Here is a 26,717-nt window from a genome sequence, read left to right on the forward strand (position 1 = left end):
ATTTCCCCGCCCATTGACGCATAATGTGAGGGAATTCAAAGAATGCTCAAGTCACTGCATATCAATGTTCGCTCAATGCGGGCACCTGCGCGTCATGTCGTCCATCTACCTAAATCGAGTCTTTTCCATTGTAAGGACTGGCGGCATGCATCTGTGAAAAATTGACGCATGATATGTAAGAAATTGACGCAGGTATGGCGCGTTATGGCGCAATATCTGTGATGTATTGTCACATCACCTGAAGTAGGTATGGGAGATTGTATCCATGATCGGCGGCTTGGCGTTGGTTCCGATAAGTATTTGAAATTGATGCATATATCCCGCCGACTACAATATTATGCATGCATGCTCCAGGCGGATTGAACGCGTTAATGGCAAAACAGAGTTGACACATTTGCCGCGTGTCGCATCCGATACAGCCAATGATTGCGCACCATGCGCAATATTTGTTCGCCAATATCGGGGCTTCTTTCGTCGATGCTTTCCTTCCGTCATCGTTCTCAGGTTGAGACCGTGCTGCAATCGGAGTCGGCGGAGTGCGGGCTGGCGTGCCTGGCCATGGTGGCGGGCTACCACGGGCACCGCGTGACCTTGTCGGAGCTGCGGCGGCGGCATGCGGTGTCGCTGAAGGGCACGACGCTCAAGACGCTGATCGCCATCGCCGACGCCTTGGGTTTCACCAGCCGGCCCTTGCGGCTGGAGCTGGACGACCTGCCCAAACTGAAGCGCCCCTGCGTGCTGCATTGGGACCTGGCGCATTACGTGGTGTTGAGCCGGGTGACGCCGCGCTGGGTGGAGGTGCACGACCCCGCCAGCGGCCTGCGCCGCCTGACCCATGCCGAGGTGTCCAAGCATTTCACCGGCGTGGCGCTGGAACTGACGCCGGCGGCCACCTTCCAGAAGCGGGAGGTGGTGGAGCGGGTGCGCCTGGCCGACCTGTGGTCCAAGGCGGCGGGCTTCGTTCCCAGCCTGGTGCAGATCCTGGCGCTGTCGGCCCTGCTGGAGCTGTTCGGCCTGGTGTCGCCCCTGGTCAACCAGATGATCGTGGACGACGCGATATCCAAGGGCGATCTGGACCTGCTGAACGTCATCGTCATCGGCGCCGCGCTGCTGCTGCTGATCCAGGCGGGGACAACCCTGCTGCGCGGCTATGTGCAGATGCATTTCGGCACGCTGCTGACCTTCCAGATGCGCGGCAATCTGCTGCGCCACGCCCTGCGCCTGCCGGTGCCCTGGTTCGAGAAGCGGCGCCTGGGCGACATCATGTCCCGTTTCAACTCGCTGCAGCCGGTGCAGGACCTGCTGGCCGGCGGCATCATCTCGGTGGCGCTGGATGGGGTCATGGCCCTGATCACCCTGGTGGTGATGGTGCTCTACGCCCCCGTGCTGACGAGCGTCGTCCTGGCTTGGTTGGTACTGTTGATCGGGGTGCGGCTGGGCACCTTCCCCTGGCTGAAGCGCCTGGCCAACGAGGGCATCCAGTACCAGTCCAAGGTGGACAGCGTGTTCCTGGAGACCATCCGGGGCGCCCGAGCCTTCAAGCTGTTTGGGCGGGAGCGGGAGCGCCACGCCGTGTGGCAGAACGCCTACGCCGACAGCGTGAACAATGGCCTGCGGGTGCAGAAGGTGGGACTGAACGGCGGCGCCGGCCTGTCCATCCTGTCGGGGGCGGAGACGCTGCTGGTGTTCTACCTGGGTGCCAAGGCGGTCATCGCCGGGGAGATGACCCTGGGCATGCTTATGGCCTTCCAGTCCTATCGCGGCCAGTTCTCCAGTGCCGCCCTGTCGCTGGTGAACCAGTTCTTCAAGTTCCGCATGCTGGGCCTGCACCTGGAACGTCTGGCCGACGCCGTGCACCAGGACCCCGAGGCGGGCCTGGGTGCCGAGGTGCGGGAGGAACGGCCGCTGACCGGCGCCCTGGCCCTGCGCAACCTCAGCTTCCGCTATGCCGAGCATGAGCCCTGGGTGCTGAAGAACGTGGCCCTATCCGTCGAGCCCGGGCAGTTCGTGGCGTTCGTCGGCCCCTCGGGCGGCGGCAAGTCCACCCTGCTGAAGCTGCTGATGGGCCTGTACCCGCCCAACGAGGGGGAGGTGCTGGTGGATGGCCTGCCGCTGACCGCCTTCGGCCTGCGGGCCTACCGGGAACGCATCGGCGTGGTCATGCAGGACGACCAGTTGTTCGCCGGCACCATCGCCGACAACATCGCCTTCTTCGATCCCGACCTGGATCTGGAACGGGTGGAGGAGGTGGCCAAGCTGGCGGCCATCCATGAGGATATCGTGCGCATGCCCATGGGCTACATGACCCTGGTGGGCGATTTGGGCTCCACCCTGTCGGGTGGGCAGCAGCAGCGGGTACTGCTGGCGCGCGCATTGTACCGGTGGCCCAGCGTCCTGTTCCTGGACGAGGGGACGGCCAACCTGGACATGCTGGCGGAACGCCGCATCATGCAGGCCTTCGCCGCCCTCGCCATCACCCGGGTGGTGGTGGCGCACCGGCCCACGGCCATCGAGGGGGCCGACCGGCTGTTCGCGGTGGAGGGCGGGCAGGTGCGGGAACTGGTGCGGGAGGTTCCCAGCCAGCCGCCGCATCTGGTGCCGACCCCGGTCGAGACGCTGGAGGCCGTGCCATGACCGCCGGCCTGTTCCGCCCCGAGGCGGTGGAGAACCGCCGCCGGCGCCTGTGGGGCGAGGTCATCATCGTCCAGCCGGTAAGCCACGGGGTGATGACGGCGGTGCTGAGCCTGTTCACCGTGGCGGCGGCCACCTACCTGGTGACCGGCACCTACGCCAAGACCGAGACGGTGCAGGGCTATGTCGCCCCCACCGGTGGTCTGGCCCAGGTCTACGCCAGCAAGGGCGGCATCGTGACGGCGGTGCTGGCGCACGAGGGCGACCTGGTGGCGCAGGGCCAGCCGCTGGTGGCGCTGTCGCTGGAGACGGCGGGCGCGGACGGCCCGGTGGGGGAGAAGCTGCGGCTGGAAACCCAGGCGCGCATCCGCGAGACCGACGCCCAGATCGCGGCGGCCGAGGCGCGCTATGCCGAGGAGGGCCGGCGCCTGGCCGCGCGGCTGAAGGGCATCGCGGAAGAGCTGTCCAGCCTGGACCAGCGCCTGGTGTCGGAGCGGGACCTGCAGATGCTGCAACGGGACGATGTGACCCGGTATGCCGAGCTGGAGGCCAACGGCAACGGCACGCGGCTGGAACTGTCGCGGCGCAAGCAGCAGGTGCTGGCGCAGGAAGGTTCTATCCGGGAGCTGGAACGCCAGCGGGAGTCGCGCCAGGGTGACCTGCGGGACACGCAATCGCAACTGGCCACGCTGCCGGCGGAGCGGTCGGACAAGCTGGCGCAACTGCGCGGCGCCCGCAGCGAGCTGGAGCAATCGCTGGCGCAACTGGAGGTGAACCGGGGCTACGTCATGGTGGCGCCGGTGGCGGGCCGGGTGGCGGCGTTGCAGGCGCAGCCCGGGCAGACGGCGGCGGCGCAATCGCCGCTGGCGGCCCTGGTGCCGGCGGACAGCGACCTGGAAGCCAACCTGCTGGTGCCGTCGCGGGCGGCGGGGCTGATCCAGCCGGGGCAGGAGGTGCGGTTGCGGGTGGACGCTTTCCCCTACCAGCGCTTCGGCGCGGTGCGGGGCCGGGTGGTGCAGGTCAGCCACGCCACCTACCGCGAGGGCGAACTGCTGGCGCCCATCCCCTACAAGGACCCGGTGTACCGGGTGACCGTGAGCCTGGAGCGCACCAGCGTCACCGCCTATGGCGAGGACCGGCCGCTCACCTCCGGCATGACCCTGACCGGCGATGTCGTCACCGACCGCTGGCACTTCATCGACTGGATGCTCGACCCAATAAGGGCAGTATCTAGAAAATACTGAAGACGGAGGATGTCAAGAAAAAGATCATGTGAGGTTAACGGATTTTGAAGACGTTCTTTCACGGAAATCAGAGGATATGGCTATGTATGAGCTGAGTAATGATCAGGTCGAATCAGTTTCTGGAGGCTTGACTGCAGAAACGGTCGGCAGTTCAATTGGCTCCGCCGTTGGCGGATACCTCGGAACGCCAGGTGGTCCTTTCGGTGTTATGGCGGGAAGTGCTGCGGGCGGAATTCTGGGAGGCGCGGTTGGATCACGCTTTGACAATGGGTTGCCCCTAACGCCGGAAAATATTAATTCCACCGCCAGCTCGGCAATTTCGCAGGAGAGTAACACACCATCGTCGGACAGCTTCATCGGCGGCTATGGAGGCGGTGGGGGTGGTGGGGATGGGGGTGGTGGTGGCAGCCCAGGTTCATGGTCCCAATTCGATAATGGCCATATGAACGAAGATTAAGGAATTCTAGTTGCCGCTCATGATTTGATTAGCACTTTAACATCGCTTTCCTGAAAACTGCCAGCGATGCGGTGCCAAGGTACCGTACATGATGGTGCTCCCAATTATGAGATAGGCTTAGATTCTCGGAGTATGGTCTGTGGTCATAGAATCATGACCATCACAGGCCATACTCCGGTTTTTGCGTTTTGGTCTAAATTTTGTGTGTAACGGATGAAAGTGAGGTCGAAATGAATTCGGCAAAAAGAATAATGTATTCCATATCAATCGCTTTGTCTTTGTTGGTGTATTTGTTCGCAAAATCTATAATATTAAAAATATACCCAATACCTGATGATGGCTCTGGGCATTTTATTAGGAATTCGGCGGCAGTTATTATTGGATCCATATCATTTTTTGGTTTTTATTTGATTCTATCAGTCATAAGGCGCCGTTAGCGCCTGCATGGAAGCGTGCGGCATGACCAAGTTCCGGTTAATCTCCTAGGAAGTGGCTTGTGACCATGAGCCAAGCGAGGGCCCCTTCCGATGGACTTCAGAGTCCTTGCTAGCCGCCTGTTTCAGTTGATTCATGCGACGGTCTGTTCAATGCCAGGGTGGCGGGGAAGCTCTTTGAGGTGTCCTGTGAAGTCGGAGTGCTTGCCGATATCCAGGGGCCATTTCCTCAGGCATCGCAAAGCCGTCTTCGTCGTCCGGGCCTTACGCTCTCCTTTATGCGAAGCATGGATGAGTTCTAGCGAGGGAAATAACTAGAATGCGTTTAATTCCCAAGGTGGTCGTTGGCAGCTTAGTACCGGGCCGATCCATCATGCTCAGGGCTTACGCTTGCGCCTTTCTGGCGGTCACGGCGCTTGCCTCCAGCTGGTCAGTGGTCCAAGGTGCGGATCTTCCCATCGAAACGGTCTTGTCCACCGAGGACATCGTGGCGCAGAAGGACGGCACCTTCGTCGCCACCGACCATTTTGAGATCCTGGCCAAGACGGATGCCGCCGCCCACGCCATCGGCCAATTCCCCCTGTCTTATAGCGAGGCGATGGAGGAGGTGGACGTCGCCGAGGCGTACACCTTGAAGGCGGATGGCCGGAAGCTGCCGATCGATGTGACGGCCATTCAGGCGCAACTGCCCCACGGGGCGCCCAATGTTCCCATGTACAATGACCAGCGTCAGAAGGTCCTGATCTTCCCCGATGTGGCGGCGGGTGACATCATCGTCGCCACGATACGCAAGCGGCTGACAAAGCCCTACTTCCCCGGCGAGGTCCTGCACGGTTCCTTCTTCAGCACCACGGTGACTGTCCATGATGCCCATGGCAGCCTGTCGCTGCCCAAGGACATGCCGCTGTACATGGATGCCGAGGGCATGACGCTCAGCCAGGAGGAACAGGGCGACCGCGTCCTGTACCGGTGGCGGTATGCCAACCTGACCCCACCGACCGAAGACATCGCCATGTTGGCGCCGACGGATCGCAACCCGCGCTACTTCGCAACCACATTCAAGGACTACGACAGCTTCGCCACCGAGTACGCCAAGCTGTCCGCGCCGGCGGAGCAGGTGACGCCCAAAATCCAGGAACAGGCGGACAGCATCACCGCCGGCGTCACCGACCGGCGCCAGCAGGCCGAACGGATTTATGCCTGGGTGTCCAGCCACATCCGGTATGTCGGCCTCGAACTGGGCCGGGGTGGCGTCATTCCCCATGGGGCCGAAGCGGTGCTGGGCAATGGCTACGGCGACTGCAAGGACCATGCGGTCCTGTTCGGCGCGCTGCTGAAGGCCAAGGGCATCGCCAGCGAGGTGGTGCTGATCAACGGCGGCAATGGCTACACCTTGCCCAAGCATCCGTCGCTGTTATCGCTCAACCATGCCATCACCTGGCTGCCCGAGTTCAAGCTGTACGCCGACACCACCGCCGGCGTGGCCCCGTTCGGCGTCCTGCCCTTCCCGGAATATGGCAAGCCGGTGGTGCATGCCACCGCCGCCGGCCACGCCCTGCGCCAGGTGCCGGTGGTGGCGGCCGGTGCGGAAGCCCAGGTTTCCACCACCGCGAAGCTGGGAGCCGACGGCGCGCTCACCGGGGAAACGGTGACCACGGCCACCGGGCCCTTCGCCGTTGTGCTGCGCCAGATGGCACAAGGCATACAGGCGCGCGGGCTGGAACAGGCCGCAGCCACGCAGTTGCAGTCCCTGGGAACGCCGGGCACGGGCACGTTCACGTTGGCCGCCGCGCCCACGGACCTGGCGCCCAGCTACAGCGTCAGCGGACGCTTCGCCGCCGATCCCATGCCGGAGCGGCTGTCCGGTGCCGGCTTCGCGATGCCCGGCGGGTTGCGGCTGTTCAATCCTGTCGGCAACTTCCTCATGGGGCTTCTGGCCTTGCCGCGCATGAAGGATACGGAACCGACGCCCTGCTACACTGGGCACACGGCTGAGGACCTGTCACTGGAACTGCCCCAGGGCTATCATTTGATGAGTCTTCCCAAGGATGCGGCGATCAGCAGCGACAACCTCAAATACACCAGCCATTGGTCGCAGGATGGCCAGGTGGTCCACCTTCGCCGTGATTTTGAGGCGCATATCGACCAGGCGCTGTGTACGGGCGACATCCGGAAGGCGGCGGCGAAGGCCCTGTTGGCCATCGCCGCGGATCATCGCGCGACCCTGGCATTGGAAGCGGATCAAACCGGCACGCGGTGACCCTGATGTCGAGACATTGACTGGGAAACTGTAACGCAGGGGTTTGATGGGGCGACACCGTATGGCGCCGCCCCATCAAACCCTGGTGACGTCTACGCCCCGGCCTGCCGCGCCTTCGCTTCCGCCCGGCGGCGGTGCAGCACCGGCTCGGTGTAGCCGTTGGGCTGGCGGATGCCGTCGAACACCAGGTCGCAGGCGGCCTGGAAGGCGATGCTCTGGGCGAAGTTGGGCGCCATGGGGGTGTAGGCCGGGTCGCCGGCGTTCTGCGTGTCCACCACGCCGGCCATGCGCTCCAGGGTCTCGCGCACCTGGTCCTTGGTGCAGATGCCGTGGTGCAGCCAGTTGGCGATGTGCTGGCTGCTGATGCGCAGGGTGGCGCGGTCCTCCATCAGGCCGACATTGTTGATGTCCGGCACCTTGGAGCAGCCGACCCCCTGGTCCACCCAGCGGACGACATAGCCCAGGATGCCCTGGGCGTTGTTGTCCAGTTCCTGCTGGATTTCCTCCTCCGACCAGTTGGCCCCATTCGCCAGGGGCGGCGTCAGGATGTCCTCCAGCTTGGCGCGGCGGTGGCCGGCCAGCACGGCCTGGCGGGCCGCCACGTCCACGGTGTGGTAGTGCAGGGCGTGCAGGGTGGCGGCGGTGGGGGAGGGCACCCAGGCGGTGTTGGCGCCGGCCTGGGGGTGGGCGATCTTGGCCGCCAGCATGTCCGCCATCCGGTCGGGCATGGCCCACATGCCCTTGCCGATCTGCGCCCGGCCCTTCAGGCCGCAGGCCAGGCCGGTGTCGACGTTCCAGTCCTCATACGCCTTGATCCAGGCGGTGGACTTGATGTCGTTCTTGCGCACCATGGGGCCGGCTTCCATGGAGGTGTGGATTTCGTCGCCGGTGCGGTCCAGGAAGCCGGTGTTGATGAACACCACCCGGTGCTGGGCGGCGCGGATGCATTCCTTCAGGTTGACGGTGGTGCGCCGCTCCTCATCCATGATGCCCATCTTCAGCGTGTTGGGCGCCAGGCCCAGCAGCTGTTCCACGGCGCCGAACAGGCGGTTGGCGAACGCCACCTCCTCGGGCCCGTGCATCTTGGGCTTCACGATGTAGACGCTGCCGGCGCGGCTGTTGCGCACGGCCGGGGTGTCGCCCACGCCGTCGCGCCGCAGGTCGTGCAGGGCGATGGTGCCGGTCATGATGGCGTCCATGATCCCTTCCGGGATGTTGCCGCCATCGGCCAGCAGGATGGCGTCCGACGTCATCAGGTGGCCGACGTTGCGCACCAGCATCAGGCTGCGGCCGGGCAGGGTCAGGGTGCCGCCGCCGGGGGCGGTGTAGACGCGGTCCGGGTTCAGGTGGCGGTCCACCGTCTGGCCGCCCTTGTCGAACTGGGCGGTCAGGGTGCCGTCCATCAGGCCCAGCCAGTTGCGGTAGGCCAGCACCTTGTCGGCGGCATCCACCGCCGCCACCGAATCCTCACAGTCCATGATGGCGGTGATGGCGGATTCCAGCACGATGTCGGCCACGTGGGCCTTGTCCTCGCGGCCGATGCGGTGGCTGGCATCGATGTGGATCTCGGCGTGCAGGCCGTGGCGGCACAGCAGGATGACGGTCGGGGTGGCGTCGTCGCCTTGCCAGCCGGACAGGCGGCCGGGGTCGGCCAGGCCGGTGGTGGCGCCACCTTCCAGCGTCACGCTCAGCGCGCCATCCACGATGGCGTAGCCGGTGGCGTCGCGGTGCGAGCCGTCGGCCAGGGGAAAGGACTGGTCCAGGAAGGTGCGGCCGAAGGCGATGACCTTGGCACCGCGGATGGGGTTGTAGCCTTTGCCCCGCTCCGCGCCATCGTCGTCGGGCAGGGCGTCGGTGCCGTACAGGGCGTCGTACAGGCTGCCCCAGCGGGCATTGGCGGCGTTCAGGGCATAGCGGGCGTTCATCACCGGCACCACCAGCTGCGGGCCGGCGATGGTGGCGATCTCGGCATCCACGTTGGCGGTGCTGACGCTGAAGTCCGGCCCCTCGGGCTGGATGTAGCCGATGGCCGAGAGGAAGGCGCGATAGGCGGCGCCGTCGAAGGGCCGTCCCTTCTGGCCGCGATGCCACTCATCGATCTGCGCCTGGATGGCGTCGCGCTTGGCCAGCAGGTCGCGGTTCAGCGGCGTCAGCTCGTGGGCGATGGCGTCCACGCCGTGCCAGAACGCCTCAACCGACAAACCGGTGCCGGGCAGGACCTCGTTCTCGACAAAGTCGAACAGTTCCTGCGCCACCTGAAGATGCCCGGCCGTAACCCGTGCCGTCATGGTCCTTCTCCCCTGATTTCTCTCGCTCATGCGCGGCCTTGGGCGGCCGTCGCGGGTTTATGACGCACTGTTTTTCGACGCCCGATATGGGTAGGCGGCGGCGGCGCCCTCGTCAACGGTGCGGAAGGTCCCGGGCGGGCATACGCCCTCAGCGCGTGGCCCTGTCGACCAGATAGACCAGATGGCGGTAGGGCACGCCGGCGTGGTCGGCCAGGCCGATCTCGCAGGTCCGGTTGCTGGAATACCCGGCCTCGCACCCGGCGGGAACCTGGGGGGCCAGGAAGCGCAGGGCGTGGTCGTTCAGCTCCGGCTCGTTGAAGCCCTTGTCGCCGGCGAAACCGCAGCAGCCCACTCGCTCCGGCACCACCACGGTGCGGGCGCAGGCCTTGGCCACGGTGGCGGCCTGCGGGTCTATGCCCATCTTGCGGGCGGCACAGTTCAGGTGCAGCAGCACGGGCTCCGCCTGCGGCGTCGGCGTCAGGCGGGGCAGGGCGTCCTGGGCCAGGAATTCCACCAGATCCTTCACCGGCAGATCTTTCACCGACAGCCGGCCGGAGAGAAAGGTCTTCATCCGCTGGGTGCAGGCGCTGGCATCCATGACGATGGGGATGCGGCCATTGTCGCTGGCGGCCCTCAGCGCCGCCTCCATCTCCGCCGCCTTGGCGTCGCCGGCCTCCGTCATGCCTTCGGAGTCGAAGGCCAGGCCGCAGCACAGGGTGGACAGGGTCTCCGGCACGATGGCGCGGTAGCCGGCGCGGTCCAGCACGCGCAGGGTGACGGCGGGCAGGGGGTCGGCCTCGCCATCCTCCACGGCGGGGCCGAAGGTGCGGCCGGCGCAGGCGGCCAGGTAGACGACCGGGTCACCGGCGGCCGTGGCCGGCGGCAGGTCCTTCAGCCAGGCCATGCCCGCCGCCTCCGGCAGGTTGGGGCCGACATGGGGCAGGCGGTCGCCGGACAGGCGGCGGGCGTGGGCCGCCAGGCTGGCCACCTTCCTGGGCCCGAAGGCCTGCGCCGCCAGGCCGGCCAGGGTCAGGGCCCCCCGGGTGGCGGCCAGCACGGTGCCGTAGTGGCGGGCCATCAGGCTGGCCACGGTGCGGGCGGTCTGGCCATGGCGCTTGCCGCGCAGGGACTTGGTCATCTGCCCCGTCTCGATGCCCACGGGGCAGGCGGTGGCGCACAGGCCGCAGGCGGCACAGGTGTCGATGGCGTGGTAGTCGTAGAGTTCCCGCAGCTCCGTCGCCGGATCCCCCAGCGCCTCCAGCCGCGCGATCTCCCGCAGGCCGGTGATGCGCTGGCGCGGGCTCAGCGTCATGCCGTGGGAGGGGCACATCTTCTCGCAGAAGCCGCACTCCATGCAGGTGTCGACCAGGGCGTGCGCGGGCGGCAGGGGCTTCAGGTTCTCCAGGTGCAGGGTGGGGTTGGTGTTCAGCAGCACGCCGGGGTTCAGCAGGTTGGCCGGGTCCAGCAAACGCTTGATTTCCCACATCAAGGCCGTGGCCGCCTGGCCCCATTCCAGCTCGACGAAGGGCGCCATGTTGCGGCCGGTGCCATGCTCCGCCTTCAGTGAGCCGTCGTACTTCTCCACCACGATGTGGACCATCTCGTCCATGAAGCGGGCGTGGCGGTCGATCTCCTCCCTGGTGCTGAAGTCCTGGGCGAAGACGAAGTGCAGGTTGCCGGCGAGCGCGTGGCCCATCAGGATGGCGTCGGGATAGCCGTGCTTGTCGAACAGCGCCCGCATGTCGTGGCAGGCGTCGGCCAGGTCCTCGATGCGGAAGGCCACGTCCTCGATGATGACGCTGGTGCCGGTCTGGCGCATGGCGCCCACGGTGGGGATCAGGCCCTTCCGGATCTTCCACAGCTTGGTGTATTCGGCCGGGTCGGTGGTGAACGCGGGGGGCTGAAGCAGGGTCACGCCGCCCAATAAAGCGGTAATTTCCTGGATGTTTTCGGCGAGTTTTCGGGGACTTTCCGCGCGCGTCTCCACCAGCAGGGAGGCGACGTCGTCGCCCATGCCGTCGATCTCCGCCGGCAGACCCGGCTGGCCCTTGGCGCTGCGCAGGCTGGCCCGGTCCATCAGCTCCACCGCCGCCACCGGACCGCCGTTGAGAAGACAGGCGGCCCGCCCCGCCTCCACCACGTCGGGGAACAGCAGCAGGGCGCTGGCCTTGTCCGCCAGCTCCGGCACGGTGCGGTAGGTGACCTCGGCGATGAAGCCCAGCGTGCCCTCCGACCCGATCAGCAGGTGGGCCAGGATGTCGACCGGGTCCTCATAATCCACCAGGGCGTTCAGGCTGTAGCCGGTGGTGTTCTTGATGGCGAACTTGCGCCGGATGCGGGCGGCCAGCACCTCGTCATCCCGCACCCGCCGGCCCATCGCGTCCAGGCTGGCCAGCAGCTCGGCGTGGCTGACGCGGAAGGCGGCCACGCTGGCCGGGTCGCCGGTGTCCACCAGGGTGCCGTCGGCCAGCATGAAACGCAGCGACAGCATGGTCTTGTAGGTGTTCTCGTGCGTGCCGCAGCACATGCCGGACGAGTTGTTGGCGGCGATGCCGCCGATCTTGCAGGACTCGATGGAGGCCGGGTCCGGCCCGATCTTGCGGCCATAGGGCGCCAGGCGGCGGTTGACCTCCGCCCCGATGATGCCGGGCTGGACCTTGATGACCTCCCCGTTCCTTTCGATGACGGAACGATGCCAGCCATCGCCCAGCACCATCAGCAGGCTGTCGGTGATGGCCTGGCCGGAGAGGGAGGTGCCGGCGGCGCGGAAGGTGACGGGGGTGCCATGCCGGCGGCAGGCGGCCAGCACGGCCGACACCTCCGCCTCGCTGTCCACCCGCACCACCAGCTTAGGGACCAGGCGGTAGAAGCTGGCGTCCGTGCCATAGGCCAGGCGGCGCAGGGCGTCGGTGATCAGCCGGTCCGCCGGCACCACGCCCGCGAGTTCGGCCCGCAGCCCGTCATAGTCGCGCGTCAGGCCAAGGTTCAGCGTGGTGTCCGGCATGGCCGCTCACTCCCCTTCTTTTCGCACCAGCAGGATGATCAGTTCCTTGGGCCCGTGGACGCCATAGGCCAGCGTCTGCTCGATATCGGACGTCTTGGACGGGCCGGAGATCAAGAGGGCATTGGTGGGCATGCCCGCCGCCCACCCCTGGTGCCGCACGGCCGCCGCCAGGGTGTCGTGCAGCGCATCCTCCTCCAGCACGGCGATGTGCAGGGGTGGCAGCAGGGACAACAGGCGCGGCTCCGCCGCCGTCGGCCACAGGATCAGGGTCCCCGTCTCCGCGATGGCGCCCAGGGTGCCGGTCAGGCCGGCGTCCACCTGGCGCACCAGCGTGTCCTTCAACGCCTCCACCGCGCGGTCATAGGCGACCAGGGCGGGCAGGCCGGGGGCCTGGAGCAGCCGGTCGCCGTGCGGCGTGCCGGGGGCGACCATCAGCGACCGCACGCCGCGATTGCCCAGGATGGCGGCCAGCCGTTCCGGCCAGTTGGCGGCGGTGACGTCATGGATCTCGGCATGGTTGGCCTCCGCCATCTGGCGGAAGCGGGCCAGCTTGTCGGCGTAGGTCGGCGGCGTCCACGGCGGCAGCGCGGGCTGGGGCCGTGCGGGCGCGGCCTTGAGCCGACCGAGAATATTGGCCCGTGCGTTCATTTGGGGATCTCGCTCAAGTAACCCCGCTCCCGCGCCAGGTCATGCAGGGTGCGGGGGCGGAAGCGGGGCTTGGCCCGCGCCCTGGTCCAGTCGCGCATCAGCGGGGCGGTGGCCGGCACCCAGTTGCCGCCCCAGGCCAGGGCGCGGGTGACCATGCGGTACAGCAGCGGCCGGGTGTAGACCAGGCGCCAGCCGGCCCAGACCAGGCTTTCCAGCCGCGACCGCTCCGCCCCGCCGTCCTTGACCACGGGAAGGTGGGTGGCCGGCGTCTCGGTCGGCCGCACCGCCTCCCGCCGCAGGCGCACCAGCAGGTCGGGGATGGGGATCTTGACCGGGCAGACCTCCGCGCAGGCGTTGCACAGGGTGGAGGCGTGGGGCTGGTCGCCGGCGGCGTCCAGGCCCTGCAACTGCGGCGTCAGGATCTTGCCGATGGGGCCGGGATAGATGGCGTTGTAGGTGTGGCCGCCCACGCGGGTGTAGACGGGGCAGTGGTTCATGCAGGCGGCACAGCGGATGCAGCGCAGCGTGTCCGCCAGTTCCACATCCTGGTAGACGCGGCTGCGCCCCGCATCCAGCAGCACCAGGTGCACGGCCGTCGGCCCGTCCTTCTCATCGGCTTTGCGGGGCCCGCTGATCATGTTGACATAGGTGGTGATGGGCTGGCCGGTGGCGGAGCGGGGCAGCAGGGCCAGCAGCGGCACCACATCGTCCAGGCTTTCCACCACCTTCTCGATGCCGGTCACGGCGATGTGCAGCGGCGGCAGGGTGGTGGACAGGCGGCCGTTGCCCTCATTCTCGATCAGCACCAGGGTGCCCGTCTCCGCCACCGCGAAATTGACGCCGGAGATGCCGGCGTCGGCGTTGGCGAAGCGGTCCCGCAGCACGCGGCGGGCGGCGGCCGTCAGCTCATCCACGTCGCCGGTGCGCCCCAGGCCGGGGATCTTCTCCGCGAACAGGTCCGAAATCTCGTCCTTGTTCTTGTGGATGCAGGGCATGACGATGTGGGACGGCGTCTCCCCCGCCAGCTGGATGATGTATTCGCCGAGGTCGGACTCGATCGCCTCGATGCCGTTCCGCTCCAGGTGCTGGTTCAGGTGCATCTCCTCCGACACCATGGACTTGCCCTTGATGACGGTGCGGGCGCCGGCCGCTTGCAGGATGCCCAGGACGATGGCGTTGGCCTCCTCCGTCGTCTCCGCCCAATGCACCTGGACGCCATTGGCGGTCAGCGTCGCCTCCAGCCGCTCCAGCAGCTCCGGCAGCTTGGCCAGGGCGCGGGCCTTCACGGCGGCCCCCCGCTCCCGCAGTTCCGCCCAATAGGCCGGATCGGGGAACTGGGCGGCGCGCTTGGTCATCAGGCCGTCCATGGCCCGGCGGAAGTTGCGGCGCAGCTGCGGGTTGTTCAGGGCATCGGGCGCGCATTCTGCGAACCGGGGGCCGTGCGCTTCTCCATCAGGTGCCATGACAGCGCTCCATCAGGAATTCGGCGATGTGGCGGCAGCGGGTGCCGTCGCCCACCTTCTCGGCATGCCCGCCGATGTTCATCAGGCAGCCGCAGTCGCCCGACAGCAGGGTGCCGGCCCCGGTGTCCTTCACGCTGGCCAGCTTGTCCGCCACCATGGCGGTGGACACGGCCGTCTGGCGCACGGCGAAGGTGCCGCCGAAGCCGCAGCACTCCCGCTCCCGCGGGTTTTCCACCAGCGTGACGTTGGCCAGCTGGCGCAGCAGGGTCTTGGGCTCATCCTTCACCCCCATTTCCCGCATCGAGTGGCAGGAGGGATGCCAGGTGACGGTGACGGCCTCCCCCTTGTCCTCCAGCCGCACGCCCAGGACGTTGACCAGGAAGGCCGTCAGCTCATGGATGCGGGTGGCGAAGGCGATGGCGCGCGGCTGGTCGGGGTCGCCCTCGAACAAATGGCCGTAGTGGGTCTTCATCATGCCGGCGCAGGAGCCGGAGGGCACGACGATGGGCAAGTCGCCGGGGAAGGCGTCCAGCTGCGCCCGCGCCACCTCCCGCGCCTCCTCGAAATAGCCGGAGTTGCGCGCCGGCTGGCCGCAGCAGCTCTGCCCCTCCGGAAAGATCACCCGCACCCCGGCGTGGCGCAGCAGGTCCATGCCCGCCAGCCCGGCCTCCGGGTACAGCATGTCCACCAGGCAGGTGCCGAAGAAATAGACCGTGTCCGGCCTGGCGCCGGCCCCGGGTGTGGCGGATGTCGTGGCGGCTGTCAAAAGCCGGTCCCTCCCCAAGATGAACCCCCGTCCGTGAAGCCCCGCCCGCCCACCCTGCGGGAGGGGACGGAGGGGAAAATGGCGCGGCCATATTTTACCAGCGCCAAAATTTGGTCAAATCATTTTACCAAGAGAATTCACCCCCACGCCCACCGCCGGCCGGGTCCTGGCCGATCGGCCAGCCGCTGCCTGCATTTGGGCATGCCGGCCGACCCATGCGGTGACCAAACCAAGACCTTGGGATGCCAAACCAAGACCTTGGGATGAGCGACTCTTTTCCGTTTGCGCCCGCCGGGCGCGCGGGTTATCCATCAAGGCATCCATGGTACAGTAATTTGACCAAGGAGACACCAACCCGGGCGATACCTGGGAACCGCCCGTGGAAATGCCTGCCAGTAGATGCCTGCCCAGTAAACGCCTGCCAAGTGGACGCTTGTTTTACGTGCCTGAGGGATAGTGGGAACGCCGGCGGGTACCGGCCGCTCCGGATCCCGGGCGTCGGGACGCCGCCTTCCGGGGTGACGCGCCGTCCATGAGCGGGACGGGGCCGGCCCTTCGGCGGCACGCCCCGACCACCGGCCCGCACCGGCCTGATGCCTGCCGCCTCGTGTCATCTGACAACAATTGGGGGGGAAGGCCATGCAGCCTTGGGTCCAGGTCTATGACCCGTTCGGGAACATGGTGGTGTCCGCGCTGGTCGCGGTGCTGCCCATCATCTTCTTTTTCGTGGCGCTGGCCGTTCTGCGGCTGAAGGGCTATGTCGCCGGCACGCTGACCGTGCTGATCGCCCTGGTCATCGCCATCGCCGCCTATGGCATGCCGGCCTCGTCCGCCATCGCCGCCGTGGTCTACGGCTTCTTCTACGGCCTGTGGCCCATCGCCTGGATCATCATCGCCGCCGTCTTCCTGTACAAGATCACGGTGAAGACGGGGCAGTTCGACATCATCCGCGCCAGCGTCATCGCCATCACCGAGGACCAGCGCCTGCAGATGCTGATGGTGGGCTTCGCCTTCGGCGCCTTCCTGGAGGGGGCGGCCGGCTTCGGCGCGCCGGTGGCCATCACCGCCGCCATCCTGGCCGGCCTGGGCTTCAACCCGCTGTACGCCGCCGGCCTCTGCCTCATCGCCAACACCGCCCCGGTGGCCTTCGGTGCCATGGGCACGCCCATCATCGTCGGCGCCCAGGTCTCAGGATTGGACGTCGCCAAGGTGGCGGCCATGACCGGGCGCCAGTTGCCGGCGCTGTCGGTGTTCGTGCCCTTCTGGCTGGTCTTCATCATGGATGGCGCCAAGGGCGTGAAGGAAACCTGGCCCGCCATCCTGGTGACGGGCGTCAGCTTCGCCGTCGCCCAGTACTTCACCTCCAACCACATCGGCGCTGAACTGCCGGACATCATCTCCGCCCTCATCAGCCTGGTCTGCCTGACCGTGTTCCTGAAGTTCTGGAAGCCCAAGACCATCTTCCGCTTCAAGGAACAGAGCGTGGTGGAGCGGAGCGCCCACGCCTACACCGCCGGCCAGGTGGTCAAGGCCTGGTCGCCCTTCCTCATCCTCACCGGCGTCGTGACGATCTGGAGCCTGAAGCCGTTCAAGGCCCTGTTCGCCAAGGGCGGGTCGCTGATCGACACCGTGTTCCTGTTCGACGTGCCCAGCCTGCACAACATGGTGACCAAGGTGGCCCCCATCGTGACCAAGGCCACGCCCTACGCCGCGCAGTACAAGCTGGACCTGCTGGCCGCCACCGGCACCGCCATCCTGATCGCGGCCTTGCTCAGCATGATCGTGCTGCGCTACAGCCCGGCCAAGGCGCTGGGCACCTTTGGTGAAACCTTGGTGGAGCTGAAGTGGCCGATGTACACCATCGGCTCCGTCCTGGCCTTCGCCTACATCGCCAATTATTCCGGCCTGTCCTCCACCCTGGCCCTGATGCTGGCGGAGGCGGGCAAGGGCTTCCCCTTCTTCTCCCCCATCCTGGGGTGGCTGGGCGTGTTCCTCACCGGGTCCGACACCTCCAGCAACGCGCTGTTCGGCGCCTTGCAGGCCACCACGGCGCAGCAGATCGGCGTGTCCGACCTGCTGCTGGTGGCCGCCAACAGCAGCGGCGGCGTCACCGGCAAGATGATCTCCCCGCAAAGCATCGCGGTGGCCTGCGCCGCCGTGGGCCTGGTGGGCAGCGAGGCCAACCTGCTGCGCTTCACGCTGAAGCACAGCCTGTTCTTCGTCTGCATCGTGGGCGTCATCACCCTGCTGCAGGCCTATGTCTTCCCCGGCATGATCCCGGGCTGAGGGCGTCCGGGCCCTCACGGGCCCGGCGTCCCCAGGCGGATCGGCCTTTTGTCAGCCCGTAACCTCCCACGCCCCGGCGCTCACCCGCCGGGGCCTTTTCTTTGGGGGCGCTCCAGTCCTGTGGGCGCGCACGAGCACTCCCAACACTGCATGAGCATTTGGCTCATGCCGTTGTAGCCCGCGACTGCGGGCGCCGGAGCTTTGGCTCATGCCTAGGACGCGACCGCGTCCGCCGGAGCTTTCCGGGGAACGCAGTGGACTGGAAAGCGAGGAAGCCAAGCGGCCGGATGGCCGCGCCCGGCGCCTAAGGGCGCCTCACAAAGGCGTGTCGCTGTCCCCCGACAGCAGGCGGGGATACAGCTCCTTGAAGGCGAAGCCGCCAACCTTGCCGGACTTGTCCGCCTCCTTGCGCTTGAAGCGCAGCACCACGTCGAAGCGGTCGCCGGGCCATACCGTGGGCGGCTTGCCCCGGCGGATGGGCAGCAGGGGGATGATGTCCTGGACGATGGCCTCATGCTGCCAGCACACCAGCACCACGCCGGACAGGGTCAGCAACTCATTGACCAGCGCCGCCTCCTGCCCCTTGCCATAGGTGGTGTTGGGCCCCGCCAGCCCCAGGCGCGCCGCCAGCGGCGACGCCGTCTCGAACGGCCGCTTGCTCGGCTCCTTGTTCGCCACCGTGCCGGGCGTGGCGGCATAGACCGCCTGCGGCGTGGCATAGTCGCCCGTGTCCAGCCCCGCCCCGAACAGCGCCGCCCAAGCCCCCGCCCGCTGCCAGCCCCGGATGACCAGGGACTCCTTGTCCTTCTTGCCATCCACCGTCAGGCCGGGACCGGGCCAGGGCTCCTCAGGCTTTTCGGCATGGCGGATAAAATAGAGGGTCAGTTTGCTCATGGACGGCTCCCCGGTTGGTTTTGCTTATTACGCGGGCAAAACTGGCGGGGTGCAACACCGAAGGTAACGGAATGGTGGCGTCCATTGGCTGCTTCGGCATTCCGTCCTCTTCTGTCCAGTGCGCCACTTTGGGATTAACCCCAGTGGATCATGCCGTGCATCTCAGTCATTGCCCGCAACAAATGGCACATCGCGGTAGATACCGATGGGCGCCTGACTGATGTCAACCTGACCCCGGCCGACATTTCCGACTCCGTTGGGGGCCAACAGATTCTGGATGGCCTGCGCAAGCGTAGGCCCTGGATGAAACATCTGTTCGACAGCGGGTACGACCGAACCGTCTTGATAGACAAGACCGCCCTCCTGGACTACACCATTGAAGTGGCCCGGCCGGCGGATCGACGCCGAGCCCGGCTTCAAAGTGCCGCCCCGGCGCTAGGTGGTCGAACGGACCTTCGCCTGGAGACGCGATGGCGGCCTCTCGTCCGTGATGACGAGGGCCGCATGGACGTGTCCAAAGGCATGATACAACTCGCCATGACCAGTCTGCTACTTAGGCGAACTTGTCACTGAACCGAGTTTCCAAACGGACTCCTGGCTGTCTTGGCTGAAGATTTATATTCTCTTATAGAGAGCTTTGCGCAGCCAATAACTATATGATATTATTGAATTAATTGATTTACGGGTGGTTGGCAATGCGTCGTGACTTACGGCAGGCGAGCTTTGTGGACGGTCTTGTCAATCAACGGGCGGGACGCCTGGAGTGGTTGTCGGATGTTGAGCGGCTGGTGGATTGGCGGGCGATCGACCGATTACTGGAGTCTGTCTATGCCAGCGATGAGGGGCGGCCCTCGTATCCGCTGCGGACGCTGGTGAAGTTGCTGCTGTTGCAGCAGTGGTACGGGCTGTCGGATCCCGGCTTGGAGGAAGCGGTGGACGACCGCCTGTCGTTCCGGCGGTTCGCGGGCCTACCTTTGGATGAAGGTGTTCCGGATCATTCGACGATATGGCGTTTCCGTCAGCGCTTGGCGAAGGACGGTCTGTCAGAACAGCTTTTCGGCGAGGTGACGCGGCAACTGGACGCCCGGGGCCTGATCGTGCGCAAGGGCACGCTGATCGACGCGTCGATCGTGAAGGCGGCGGTGAAGCCGCCAGCATCCTCGGAAGGCACGGTATCGGAGCGGGACCCGGATGCCGGGTGGACGACGAAGAACGGCGAGAGCACCTTCGGTTACAAGGCGCATGTCGCGGTGGACGAGGGGACCAACCTGATCCGGGCGGCGGTGCTGACCAGCGCCGAGGTGCATGACAGCCAGGTGGCCCGGACCCTGATCCAAGGGGATGAGGAGGCGGTCTACGCCGACAAGGCCTACGACAGCTAGGCGTTGCGCGACGAATTGGCGGCGGCCGGGATCAAAAGCCAGATCCTGCGCCGGGCGGCCCGTAACAAGCCGCTGACCCCGGCCCAGCACTGGTTCAACAAGGCGGTGTCCCCGATCCGGGCGGGAGTGGAGCGGGCGTTCGCCACCATGAAGCGGCACTATGGGTATCGGGGGGTCCGCTACCGTGGACGTTCTCGCAATACGTGTCATCTGCACCTGATGTTCGCCGCCATCAACCTCCGCCGCGCCCTGGTACTGACGGCATGACGGGCGGAGTCTCTCTTCCACACGAGGAAATCAGGGAAAAATGGCTGTGACCTAGCCCAAATCCATACCCTAAGACGCACTGCGCCCGCCGAGATCGCCTGATACGCGCGCCGATGGTCGGGCAGAACCGTTACGCAAATCTCTCTTATAGATTGTGTTATTGCCATAAGTATGCCATATTCGGACCGTATTATTAGAATTGTTAATGTGGGGGACGTTATGGGGGTACTTACAATCCCTAGCATAGCACTCAAAGCTGGTCGTTTCGGCATGGCAATTGCTCCTTTCTTTATCCGTTTTTTCTTTAGGGAAAAAAATGTCGCAATTTACATAATTATTAAAAAAACGGCCGGAAAATTTGAATTTTTAAATTTGTTTCATAGAGAATGGGGTTGTTATCTTGTTCCTGGAGTTGATGTTATTAAACAAAATATTGACGATGAAAGTTACGAATCCATCCATAGGGCTATGTATGATAAATTGGGAGGGGAATTTTCAGAAAATATTTCCGATGAAATTGTAAATTCCTTAGTATCAAAACGAATAAAGGAGTTTGATTTCTGGGAATTTAAGAAATCAGGCGGTGATCTAAGTCTAAAGTTATACGAGTATAAATTCTTTTTGATAAAATTGGACAGAACTCTGTCTAATTCGACAGATGAATATTTATCAAGGCCAGAAAGGAATAAATGGTTATCTTATGATGACATGAAAAATAATAGAATTTCATATTCAAAAAATAAGAAAATAATCGACGCCATTGGAGAAGCAATGGGTAAGGGCTATTTAATATCATAGTGCCATAGTATCATATAGATATTCTGTATTATCCACTATTCTGAAAAATACTCGTCACTTCACACAGAAATTCTGGCTGCGTGCAATAATGCCCTAAGAGCCCGTTTGGAAACTCGGTTCAGTGACAAACTCACCTAAGTAGCAGACTGATCATGGTGAGTTGTATCATGCCTTCGGGCACGTCGATGCGGCCCTCGTTATGATTTCTCCGCGACAATATCCCCACCCGCGATCCGCCGCAGCGATGCCTCCAGTCGAGCATCCGCGCGAGAGATCTCCACCAGCGCGTCGCTGATGAAGTTGATGTGTGCCTCGGCCGCCGCCCTCGCCGCCGCCGGGTCGCCCTTCATGATGGCCTCGTAGAGGGCGCGGTGCTGGCCTAGGAGGAGTTGGCGGACGCCGGTGCGCTGGTAGAGCTTGGCGCGGTTGAAGAAGACGTCCTGGCGCAGCATCTCGGCCAGGGCGCGCATGATGTGCAGGATGACGACGTTGTGCGTGGCCTCATAGACCGCCAGGTGGAAGTCGGCGTCGGCGTCGGCCTCTTCTTTCGCGACATCCTGGCCGTGGGCGGCCTCCATGGCCTCGAACCGGCTCTGGATCTGGGCGCGGTCCACGTCGGTGGCGCGCAGGGCGGCGTAGTAGGCGGCGGCCCCCTCCACCTCCGTGCGGAATTCCAGGTAGTCCAGGGTGGTTTCGGGGCGGGCGGCCAGCACGGCGTGCAGCGGCTCGGTGAAGGTGGGGCCCAGCAGGGGGGCGACGAAGGTGGCGCCCCCCCGGCCGCTGCGCAGTAGGCCGCGCTGTTCCAGCTTCTCCAGCGCCTCGCGCAAAGACGGGCGGGAGACGTTGAAGCGCACGGCCAGTTCCCGCTCCGGCAGCAGCTTCTCGCCCGGGCGCAGGCTGCCCTCCACGATCAGCTGCTCCAGGTGCTCGGCGATGGTGTCGGCCAGCTTGGCCGGCCGGATGCTGTCCTTCATGGGGTCCCGTCTCACGCGTGCCAAACCCCGCCGGCGCCGGGGGCGGGGCTGACGGGACGGTCAAAATAATTGACCGGCGGCGGGACCAGGCGCAACGGAAATGAGGGGGGCCGTTGACGGGGCGGCCCCGCGAATTCAACCGGTTGTAGTTTATATGGGTTCCCTCAAGCGCCGGGCGGGGCTGTTTCGTAGCCTCAAACGCCGGCGGGCCGTCCGGCCCTTGGCTTCCTCGCTGCGCCCTTGCGGTGCTCGCTCCGGCGGACGCGGTCGCGTCCTACAGCGGCATGAGGCAGAACCTCATGCCGCTGGTTCGCATAGCGTGGGCCGTATGCCTCAGTTCAACGAGAACTCCACCGGCACCACCAGTTCCAGGCTGGGGCCGGGGCGGTCGTCGGGCATGGGGGGCAGGGGATCGGCGCGGCGCACCAGGGCCAGCGTTTCCTCATCCAAGAGGGCGGAGCCGGAGCCGCGCTCCAGCGACGCGGCCAGCACATGGCCGGAGCGGTCGATGGTGAAGCGCAGCAGGGCGGTGCCGGTCTGGTGGCGCTGGCGCGCCTGCGCCGGATAGCGCTTGAAGCGGTAGAGCTGCGCCATCAGCCGGCCCTCATAGGTGTCCGGTCCCTTGCTGGCCGGGGCCGGCGGGGCGGGCGGCGGCGGGGCCGGTACCGCGGTCTGCACCGCCGGGCTGGGCGGCGGCTCGGGTTGCGGCGTCGCAACCGGTGCCGGCTCGGGCGGCAGGGCCACGGGCGGCGGCGGCGGGAGCTTCATCGCCACCGGCTTCGGGGGCGTGGGCTTGGGCGTCGGCTTGGGCGGCTCGGGCTTTGGCGGTTCCGGCTTGGGTGGTTCGGGCTGTGGTGGCGCCGGCGGTGGCGGCAGGTCGATCTGCAGGGCCGGCGGGGGCGGCGGCGCCTCCTGGGTGGAGCGCGCCATCAGCCAGGGCAGGGCCAGGGCGTGGGCGGCCAGCACCACGGCCAGGCTGCCGCCCCAGACCAGGCGGGCCCGGCCGGCTCCGGTGGGGTCGCGGCTGATGGGGGCGCGGCCGGTGGGGTCGCTGCCGTACGCCCTGGGGTTGGCGTTGTCGTTCATCGAGGCCATGGCCATGGCGTCACGGCGCCCCGCCGCCGTCCAGGCCCACCAGCGAGACCTTCAGGTAGCCGGCGGTGCGCAGGCGGTTCATCACCTCCGTCAGGTCGCCGTAGGAGACGGCGCGGTCGGCGCTGAGGGTGATGCGCTGCTCCTTGTCGCCGCCGGCGGCCTGGTCCAGGGCGGCGGCCAGGGCGTCGCGGGCGACGTCGGCGCCGTTGAGCGCCAGGGTCAGGTCGGCGCGGATGGTCAGGGTCACCGGCTTGTCCGGATGCGGCCGGGGCGGGGCGTTGGAGGAGGGCAGGTCCACCGGCACGTCCACGGTGGCCAGCGGGGCGGCCACCATGAAGATGATCAGCAGCACCAGCATCACGTCGATGAAGGGCGTGACGTTGATCTCGTGGGTTTCGGCCAGCTCATCGCCGCCGTGGGAAAGACGCGCGGCCATGGGGTCACTCCGCCGCGCGGGCGCGGGTGCGAAGGGCCTGGGGGCCGGCCGCCACATCCGCCTGGGCCCGGTCCAGGTCGCGGCTGACCAGGCGCAGCACGCCGGCCGACACGTCGGCCAGCAGCACGCGGTAGCCATCCACCTTGCGGGCGAAGACGTTGTAGACCACCACCGCCGGGATGGCCGCCACCAGGCCGGTGGCCGTGGCCAGCAGCGCCTCGGCGATGCCGGGGGCCACCACCGCCAGGCTGGTGGTCTGGGTCTTGGAGATGCCGATGAAGCTGTTCATGATGCCCCACACCGTGCCGAACAGCCCGACGAAGGGGGCGGTGGCGCCGATGGTGGCCAGCACGCCGGTGCCGCGCACGATGGCGCGCCGGGCCTTGGCCTCCAGCCGCTCCAGCCGCAGGACCACGCGCTCCTTCACGCCCTCGGCCGGCAAGCCGTCGGACAGGGTCCGCTCCGCCTCCGCCGCGCGGGCGAAGGCCAGGGCCAGGGCGTCGGCCCCGCCGGTCAGCTGGCTGGCGGCGACGTCCAGGCTGGGCGCCTCGTCCAGCTTGTCCAGCGAGCCCTGCAGCCGGGCGCGCGCGGCCCGCAGCTCCAGCCCCTTGGCCAGCAGGATGGTCCAGGTGACGACGGAGGCCGCCAGCAGGCCCAGGATGACCGCCTTCACCACCCCGTCGGCGTTCAGGAACATGCCCATGGCCGACAGGTCGTGCGGCACGGTGGCGGCGGTGGCGCGGGGAGCCCCCTCTTGTGCCCAGGCGCCGGTGGCGCTCAAGGCCAGGGTCAGGCCCGCCGTCAGGCCGGCCGCCGTCCGCTTCAGAGAGGTGTTCGCCATGATGATCGTGCCCCTTCTCAATGACGCGGCGCCCCTGGCCGCGCGTGTCGTGTGCCGGTTGGTCATAGTCATTCGGCGGCGGGCCGCAGGATGGCCGCCGCCCGGGCGGCGCCGGCCTTGCGGTTCTGGCGCTTCATCCACCACATCGTGGTGCCGGTGATGGCGAACAGGGTGGGCAGCAGGCCGCTCAGCGCCACCAGGACGCGGTAGACGGGGCCCAGGCCCTCCCCCTCGTGCAGGGGGCGCATCCAGCCGGTGACCTTGTTGCCGGCCGCCTGGGCGCTGGGGTCCCGGGTCTCCACCACCTGGCGGGCCCAGGGGTCCACCATCAGGGTGACGGCGCTGGGCGCGTCGCCGCCGGGCGGGGCCAGCACCACGCGGATGGCCTGGTCCGGGCTCTGCGGCAGGCTGGCGCCGCGCAGGGCCAGGCCGGGGCGGGGGGCGGCGGCGATGGCGATGGCCACCGCCTCATCCACCGTGGCGGGGTCCACGTCCTGGTTCACCGCCACCTTGGGTACGGCGAAGCCCTGGGTCTGCGCCGCCATGGGCAGCACGGCGCCCACGCCGACGGCGATGGTCTGGGGGAAGGCGATGGCGACACCGGTGAAACTGACCACCAGGAACACCAGCAGGCCCCAGATGCCGGCCGCACCGTGCAGCTCCCGATGGAAGCGCGCGCCCTTGGCCGCCTTGCGCACCATGAAGGCCTGGCGCCACTGGCCCGGCCGGGGCCACCACAGCACCAGGCCGGTGAGGCCCAGCGCCGTCATGATGACGCCGAGATAGCCCACCACGTCGCGGCCGCTGCGGTCCGGGATCAGCAGGTTGCCGTGCAGGCGGTGGATCCAGCCGATGGTGGCGTCCAGCCCCGGGGTCTTCACCACCGCCAGGCTGACGGGGTCGATGTGCACGCTGATGCCGGGCATGCCGCCGCCCGGGCCGCCGCCGGGGCCGCCTTGACCAGGGCGCGGCTGGCCCCCCGGCTGGCCCTCATGGGCATGCTCCGCCCCCGGCGCGCGACGCGGCGCCTGGAAGCGCACGGTGGCCGTCTCCCCCGGGGCGCTGGGTGCCATGTACATCGCGGGCTTGGCGCCCGGTGGGGCCACGGCGGTGGCGGCGGCCACCACCTGCGCGATGGTGTGCGGGGTGCCGGCGTCGGCCGGGGCTGCGGCGGGCAGCGACGGGCCGAACAGCTCGCGCAGCTCCGGCTCGATGACCAGCAGGGTGCCGGAGATGCCCAGCGCCAACAGGGGCAGGCCCAGGATCAGCCCCACCCATAAATGCAGGAAACGCAGCGTCCTCATCATGGCGTCAGGCCTCCGCCCAGCGGCGCAGAAGGTTGTGGTAGATGCCCGTCAGCCGCACGGCGGCCGGTCCCCCGGCCGCCTCGCGGTTCAGGTCCTGGATGGTCGTGTCCAGGTCGAACAGCAGCGTGCGCTCGCCATCGTCCCGCACCATGCTCTGGATCCAGAAGAACGAGGCGACGCGGGCGCCGCGCGTCACCGGCTCCACGCGATGCAGGCTGGTGGAGGGGTAAAGCACCATGTCGCCGGCCGGCAGCTTCACCTGGTGGTCGCCGTAGGTGTCCTCGACGATGAGGTCGCCGCCGTCGTACTCCTCCGGATCGGCCAGGAAGACGGTGGCCGACAGGTCGGTGCGGACGCGCTGCGGCGTGCCCGGCAGCTGGCGGATGGCGTTGTCCACGTGCATGCCGAAGGACTGCCCCCCGGCATAGCGGTTGAACAGCGGCGGGAACACCCGCAGCGGCAGGGCCGCCGACAGGAACAGGGCGTTGGTCTCCAGCGCCGCCAGGATGGTGTCGCCCAGCCGCCGGGCCACGGGGTGGTCCTGGGGCAGCTGGGCGTTGTTCTTGGCCAGGGCCGACTGGTGGCCGGCCGTCACCCGGCCGTCCACCCAGTCGGCCGCGTCCAGCTGCTGACGGCACCAGGCGACTTGCTCTCGGGTCAGGACGCCGGGGATGTGGAGAAGCATGGATGCGGCCTTGCCCAGTCGGGCGTTGGGGGTGGATCAGAAAGCGACGTTCAGGGTGACCTGGGCCGTGCGGCCCTCACCCGGGATCAGGTGGGCCGGGTGGATCTGGTCGATGTAGTACCGGTCCAGCAGGTTGGTGATGTTGGCCTGGACGCTGATCTTCTCGGTGATGTCGTACTTGGCCATGGCGCTGAAGGTCCAATAGCCGGGCACGGTGTTGATCAGGTTGGTGGCCGCCACCGGGCTGGAACTGCCGACGCGCTGCGACACCGCGTTGGCGCCGCCGCCGATCTGCAGCGCGTGGGTCAGCTGGTAGGTGGTCCACAGGTTGAAGGTATGGTGCGGCACGTTGGCCAGGGCGCGGCCCACCTGGCTGAACGTGGTCGACTTGATGACCCGGCCGTCCATGTAGGCGTAGCTGGTGTTGACCTGCCAGGCGTCGGTGATGCGGCCGGTCACCTCGATCTCCGCCCCCTTCACCTTCTGGTCGCCGCCCAGCACGTTCAGGGTGGAATTGTTGGGGTCGGTGACGCGGGGGTTGTCCTTTTCCGTCTGGA

19 protein-coding genes and 2 pseudogenes are annotated in these 26,717 nt (G+C 66.6%); 8 read left to right on the forward strand and 13 right to left on the reverse strand.

Annotation, left to right across the window (positions count from 1 at the left end; translation table 11 throughout):
• Nucleotides 1–513: 513 nt before the first annotated feature.
• The 4 genes from I55_RS14450 (at nucleotide 514) to I55_RS33090 (ending at nucleotide 7,026) form a co-directional block, all read left to right on the forward strand.
• Nucleotides 514–2,634: a peptidase domain-containing ABC transporter gene (locus tag I55_RS14450; RefSeq protein ID WP_199902595.1), complete on the forward strand. Its 2,121-nt coding sequence runs from the start codon at nucleotides 514–516 to the stop codon at nucleotides 2,632–2,634.
• Nucleotides 2,631–3,875 carry an HlyD family secretion protein gene (locus I55_RS39035; protein ID WP_044561286.1) on the forward strand — a complete coding sequence of 415 codons (1,245 nt, stop codon included), beginning with the start codon at nucleotides 2,631–2,633 and terminating at the stop codon, nucleotides 3,873–3,875. The genes I55_RS14450 and I55_RS39035 overlap by 4 nt, the downstream gene beginning before the upstream one ends.
• Before the next feature lie 82 nt (nucleotides 3,876–3,957).
• A complete protein-coding gene (locus I55_RS35950; protein WP_148293735.1) occupies nucleotides 3,958–4,332 on the forward strand; it encodes a hypothetical protein in 375 nt (124 codons plus the stop codon).
• Nucleotides 4,333–5,235: 903 nt separating this feature from the next.
• A complete protein-coding gene (locus I55_RS33090) occupies nucleotides 5,236–7,026 on the forward strand; it encodes a DUF3857 and transglutaminase domain-containing protein (RefSeq protein WP_049974130.1) in 1,791 nt (596 codons plus the stop codon).
• Nucleotides 7,027–7,118: 92 nt separating this feature from the next.
• Here the strand turns inward: I55_RS33090 and I55_RS14470 are convergent, their stop codons facing one another.
• The 5 genes from I55_RS14470 to I55_RS14490 form a co-directional block, all read right to left on the reverse strand.
• Entirely contained in the window at nucleotides 7,119–9,314 is a 2,196-nt protein-coding gene (locus I55_RS14470) for a malate synthase G (RefSeq protein ID WP_044561288.1), read from the reverse strand.
• Between the two features lie 148 nt (nucleotides 9,315–9,462).
• Nucleotides 9,463–12,318: an FAD-binding and (Fe-S)-binding domain-containing protein gene (locus I55_RS39040; RefSeq protein WP_044561289.1), complete on the reverse strand. Its 2,856-nt coding sequence runs from the start codon at nucleotides 12,316–12,318 to the stop codon at nucleotides 9,463–9,465.
• A gap of 6 nt (nucleotides 12,319–12,324) precedes the next feature.
• Nucleotides 12,325–12,966 (reverse strand): LUD domain-containing protein, encoded by a 642-nt coding sequence (locus tag I55_RS14480; RefSeq protein ID WP_044561290.1) that lies wholly within the window; start codon nucleotides 12,964–12,966, stop codon nucleotides 12,325–12,327.
• Entirely contained in the window at nucleotides 12,963–14,429 is a 1,467-nt protein-coding gene (locus I55_RS14485; protein WP_044561291.1) for a LutB/LldF family L-lactate oxidation iron-sulfur protein, read from the reverse strand. The genes I55_RS14480 and I55_RS14485 overlap by 4 nt, the downstream gene beginning before the upstream one ends.
• Entirely contained in the window at nucleotides 14,419–15,195 is a 777-nt protein-coding gene (locus I55_RS14490) for a (Fe-S)-binding protein (protein ID WP_044561292.1), read from the reverse strand. Before I55_RS14490 ends, I55_RS14485 begins: the two co-directional genes overlap by 11 nt.
• Before the next feature lie 639 nt (nucleotides 15,196–15,834).
• Here I55_RS14490 and I55_RS14495 point away from each other — a divergent pair.
• The gene (locus I55_RS14495; RefSeq protein ID WP_044561293.1) at nucleotides 15,835–17,481 is read left to right on the forward strand and encodes a lactate permease LctP family transporter; all 1,647 of its coding nucleotides are present in this window, start codon (nucleotides 15,835–15,837) and stop codon (nucleotides 17,479–17,481) included.
• 315 nt (nucleotides 17,482–17,796) lie between these two features.
• Here I55_RS14495 and I55_RS14500 read toward each other — a convergent pair whose 3' ends face one another.
• Entirely contained in the window at nucleotides 17,797–18,375 is a 579-nt protein-coding gene (locus tag I55_RS14500; protein ID WP_044561294.1) for a hypothetical protein, read from the reverse strand.
• A gap of 168 nt (nucleotides 18,376–18,543) precedes the next feature.
• Here I55_RS14500 and I55_RS14505 point away from each other — a divergent pair.
• From I55_RS14505 to I55_RS35955, 3 genes and pseudogenes are all read left to right on the forward strand, one after another.
• A pseudogene (locus tag I55_RS14505) lies at nucleotides 18,544–18,948 on the forward strand (transposase); the annotation flags it as partial.
• A gap of 122 nt (nucleotides 18,949–19,070) precedes the next feature.
• Nucleotides 19,071–20,024 (forward strand): annotated as a pseudogene (locus I55_RS38435) (IS5 family transposase).
• A gap of 207 nt (nucleotides 20,025–20,231) precedes the next feature.
• Nucleotides 20,232–20,822: a hypothetical protein gene (locus tag I55_RS35955; RefSeq protein WP_148293736.1), complete on the forward strand. Its 591-nt coding sequence runs from the start codon at nucleotides 20,232–20,234 to the stop codon at nucleotides 20,820–20,822.
• A 197-nt stretch (nucleotides 20,823–21,019) separates the two neighbouring features.
• On the opposite strand, the gene I55_RS14515 is transcribed toward I55_RS35955, so the two are convergent.
• From I55_RS14515 to I55_RS14545, 7 genes are all read right to left on the reverse strand, one after another.
• Nucleotides 21,020–21,796, reverse strand: a complete 777-nt coding sequence (locus tag I55_RS14515) for an FCD domain-containing protein (protein ID WP_044561295.1) — start codon at nucleotides 21,794–21,796, stop codon at nucleotides 21,020–21,022.
• A gap of 333 nt (nucleotides 21,797–22,129) precedes the next feature.
• The gene (locus I55_RS14520; protein WP_049974134.1) at nucleotides 22,130–22,897 is read right to left on the reverse strand and encodes an energy transducer TonB; all 768 of its coding nucleotides are present in this window, start codon (nucleotides 22,895–22,897) and stop codon (nucleotides 22,130–22,132) included.
• Nucleotides 22,898–22,901: 4 nt separating this feature from the next.
• Nucleotides 22,902–23,327 carry a TonB system transport protein ExbD gene (gene exbD, locus I55_RS14525; RefSeq protein WP_044561296.1) on the reverse strand — a complete coding sequence of 142 codons (426 nt, stop codon included), beginning with the start codon at nucleotides 23,325–23,327 and terminating at the stop codon, nucleotides 22,902–22,904.
• A 4-nt stretch (nucleotides 23,328–23,331) separates the two neighbouring features.
• Complete coding sequence (gene exbB / locus I55_RS14530) at nucleotides 23,332–24,168, reverse strand: tonB-system energizer ExbB (protein ID WP_044561297.1); 837 nt, start codon at nucleotides 24,166–24,168, stop codon at nucleotides 23,332–23,334.
• Nucleotides 24,169–24,236: 68 nt separating this feature from the next.
• Nucleotides 24,237–25,475: a PepSY domain-containing protein gene (locus I55_RS14535; RefSeq protein ID WP_083901121.1), complete on the reverse strand. Its 1,239-nt coding sequence runs from the start codon at nucleotides 25,473–25,475 to the stop codon at nucleotides 24,237–24,239.
• A 4-nt stretch (nucleotides 25,476–25,479) separates the two neighbouring features.
• The gene (locus tag I55_RS14540; protein WP_044561299.1) at nucleotides 25,480–26,160 is read right to left on the reverse strand and encodes a Fe2+-dependent dioxygenase; all 681 of its coding nucleotides are present in this window, start codon (nucleotides 26,158–26,160) and stop codon (nucleotides 25,480–25,482) included.
• 36 nt (nucleotides 26,161–26,196) lie between these two features.
• Nucleotides 26,197–26,717, reverse strand: a 521-nt coding sequence (locus I55_RS14545) for a TonB-dependent receptor domain-containing protein (protein WP_044561300.1), incomplete at its 5' end; no start/stop codon positions are given.

This window comes from Azospirillum sp. B4 (genome assembly GCF_000333275.1).
GTDB lineage: Bacteria > Pseudomonadota > Alphaproteobacteria > Azospirillales > Azospirillaceae > Nitrospirillum.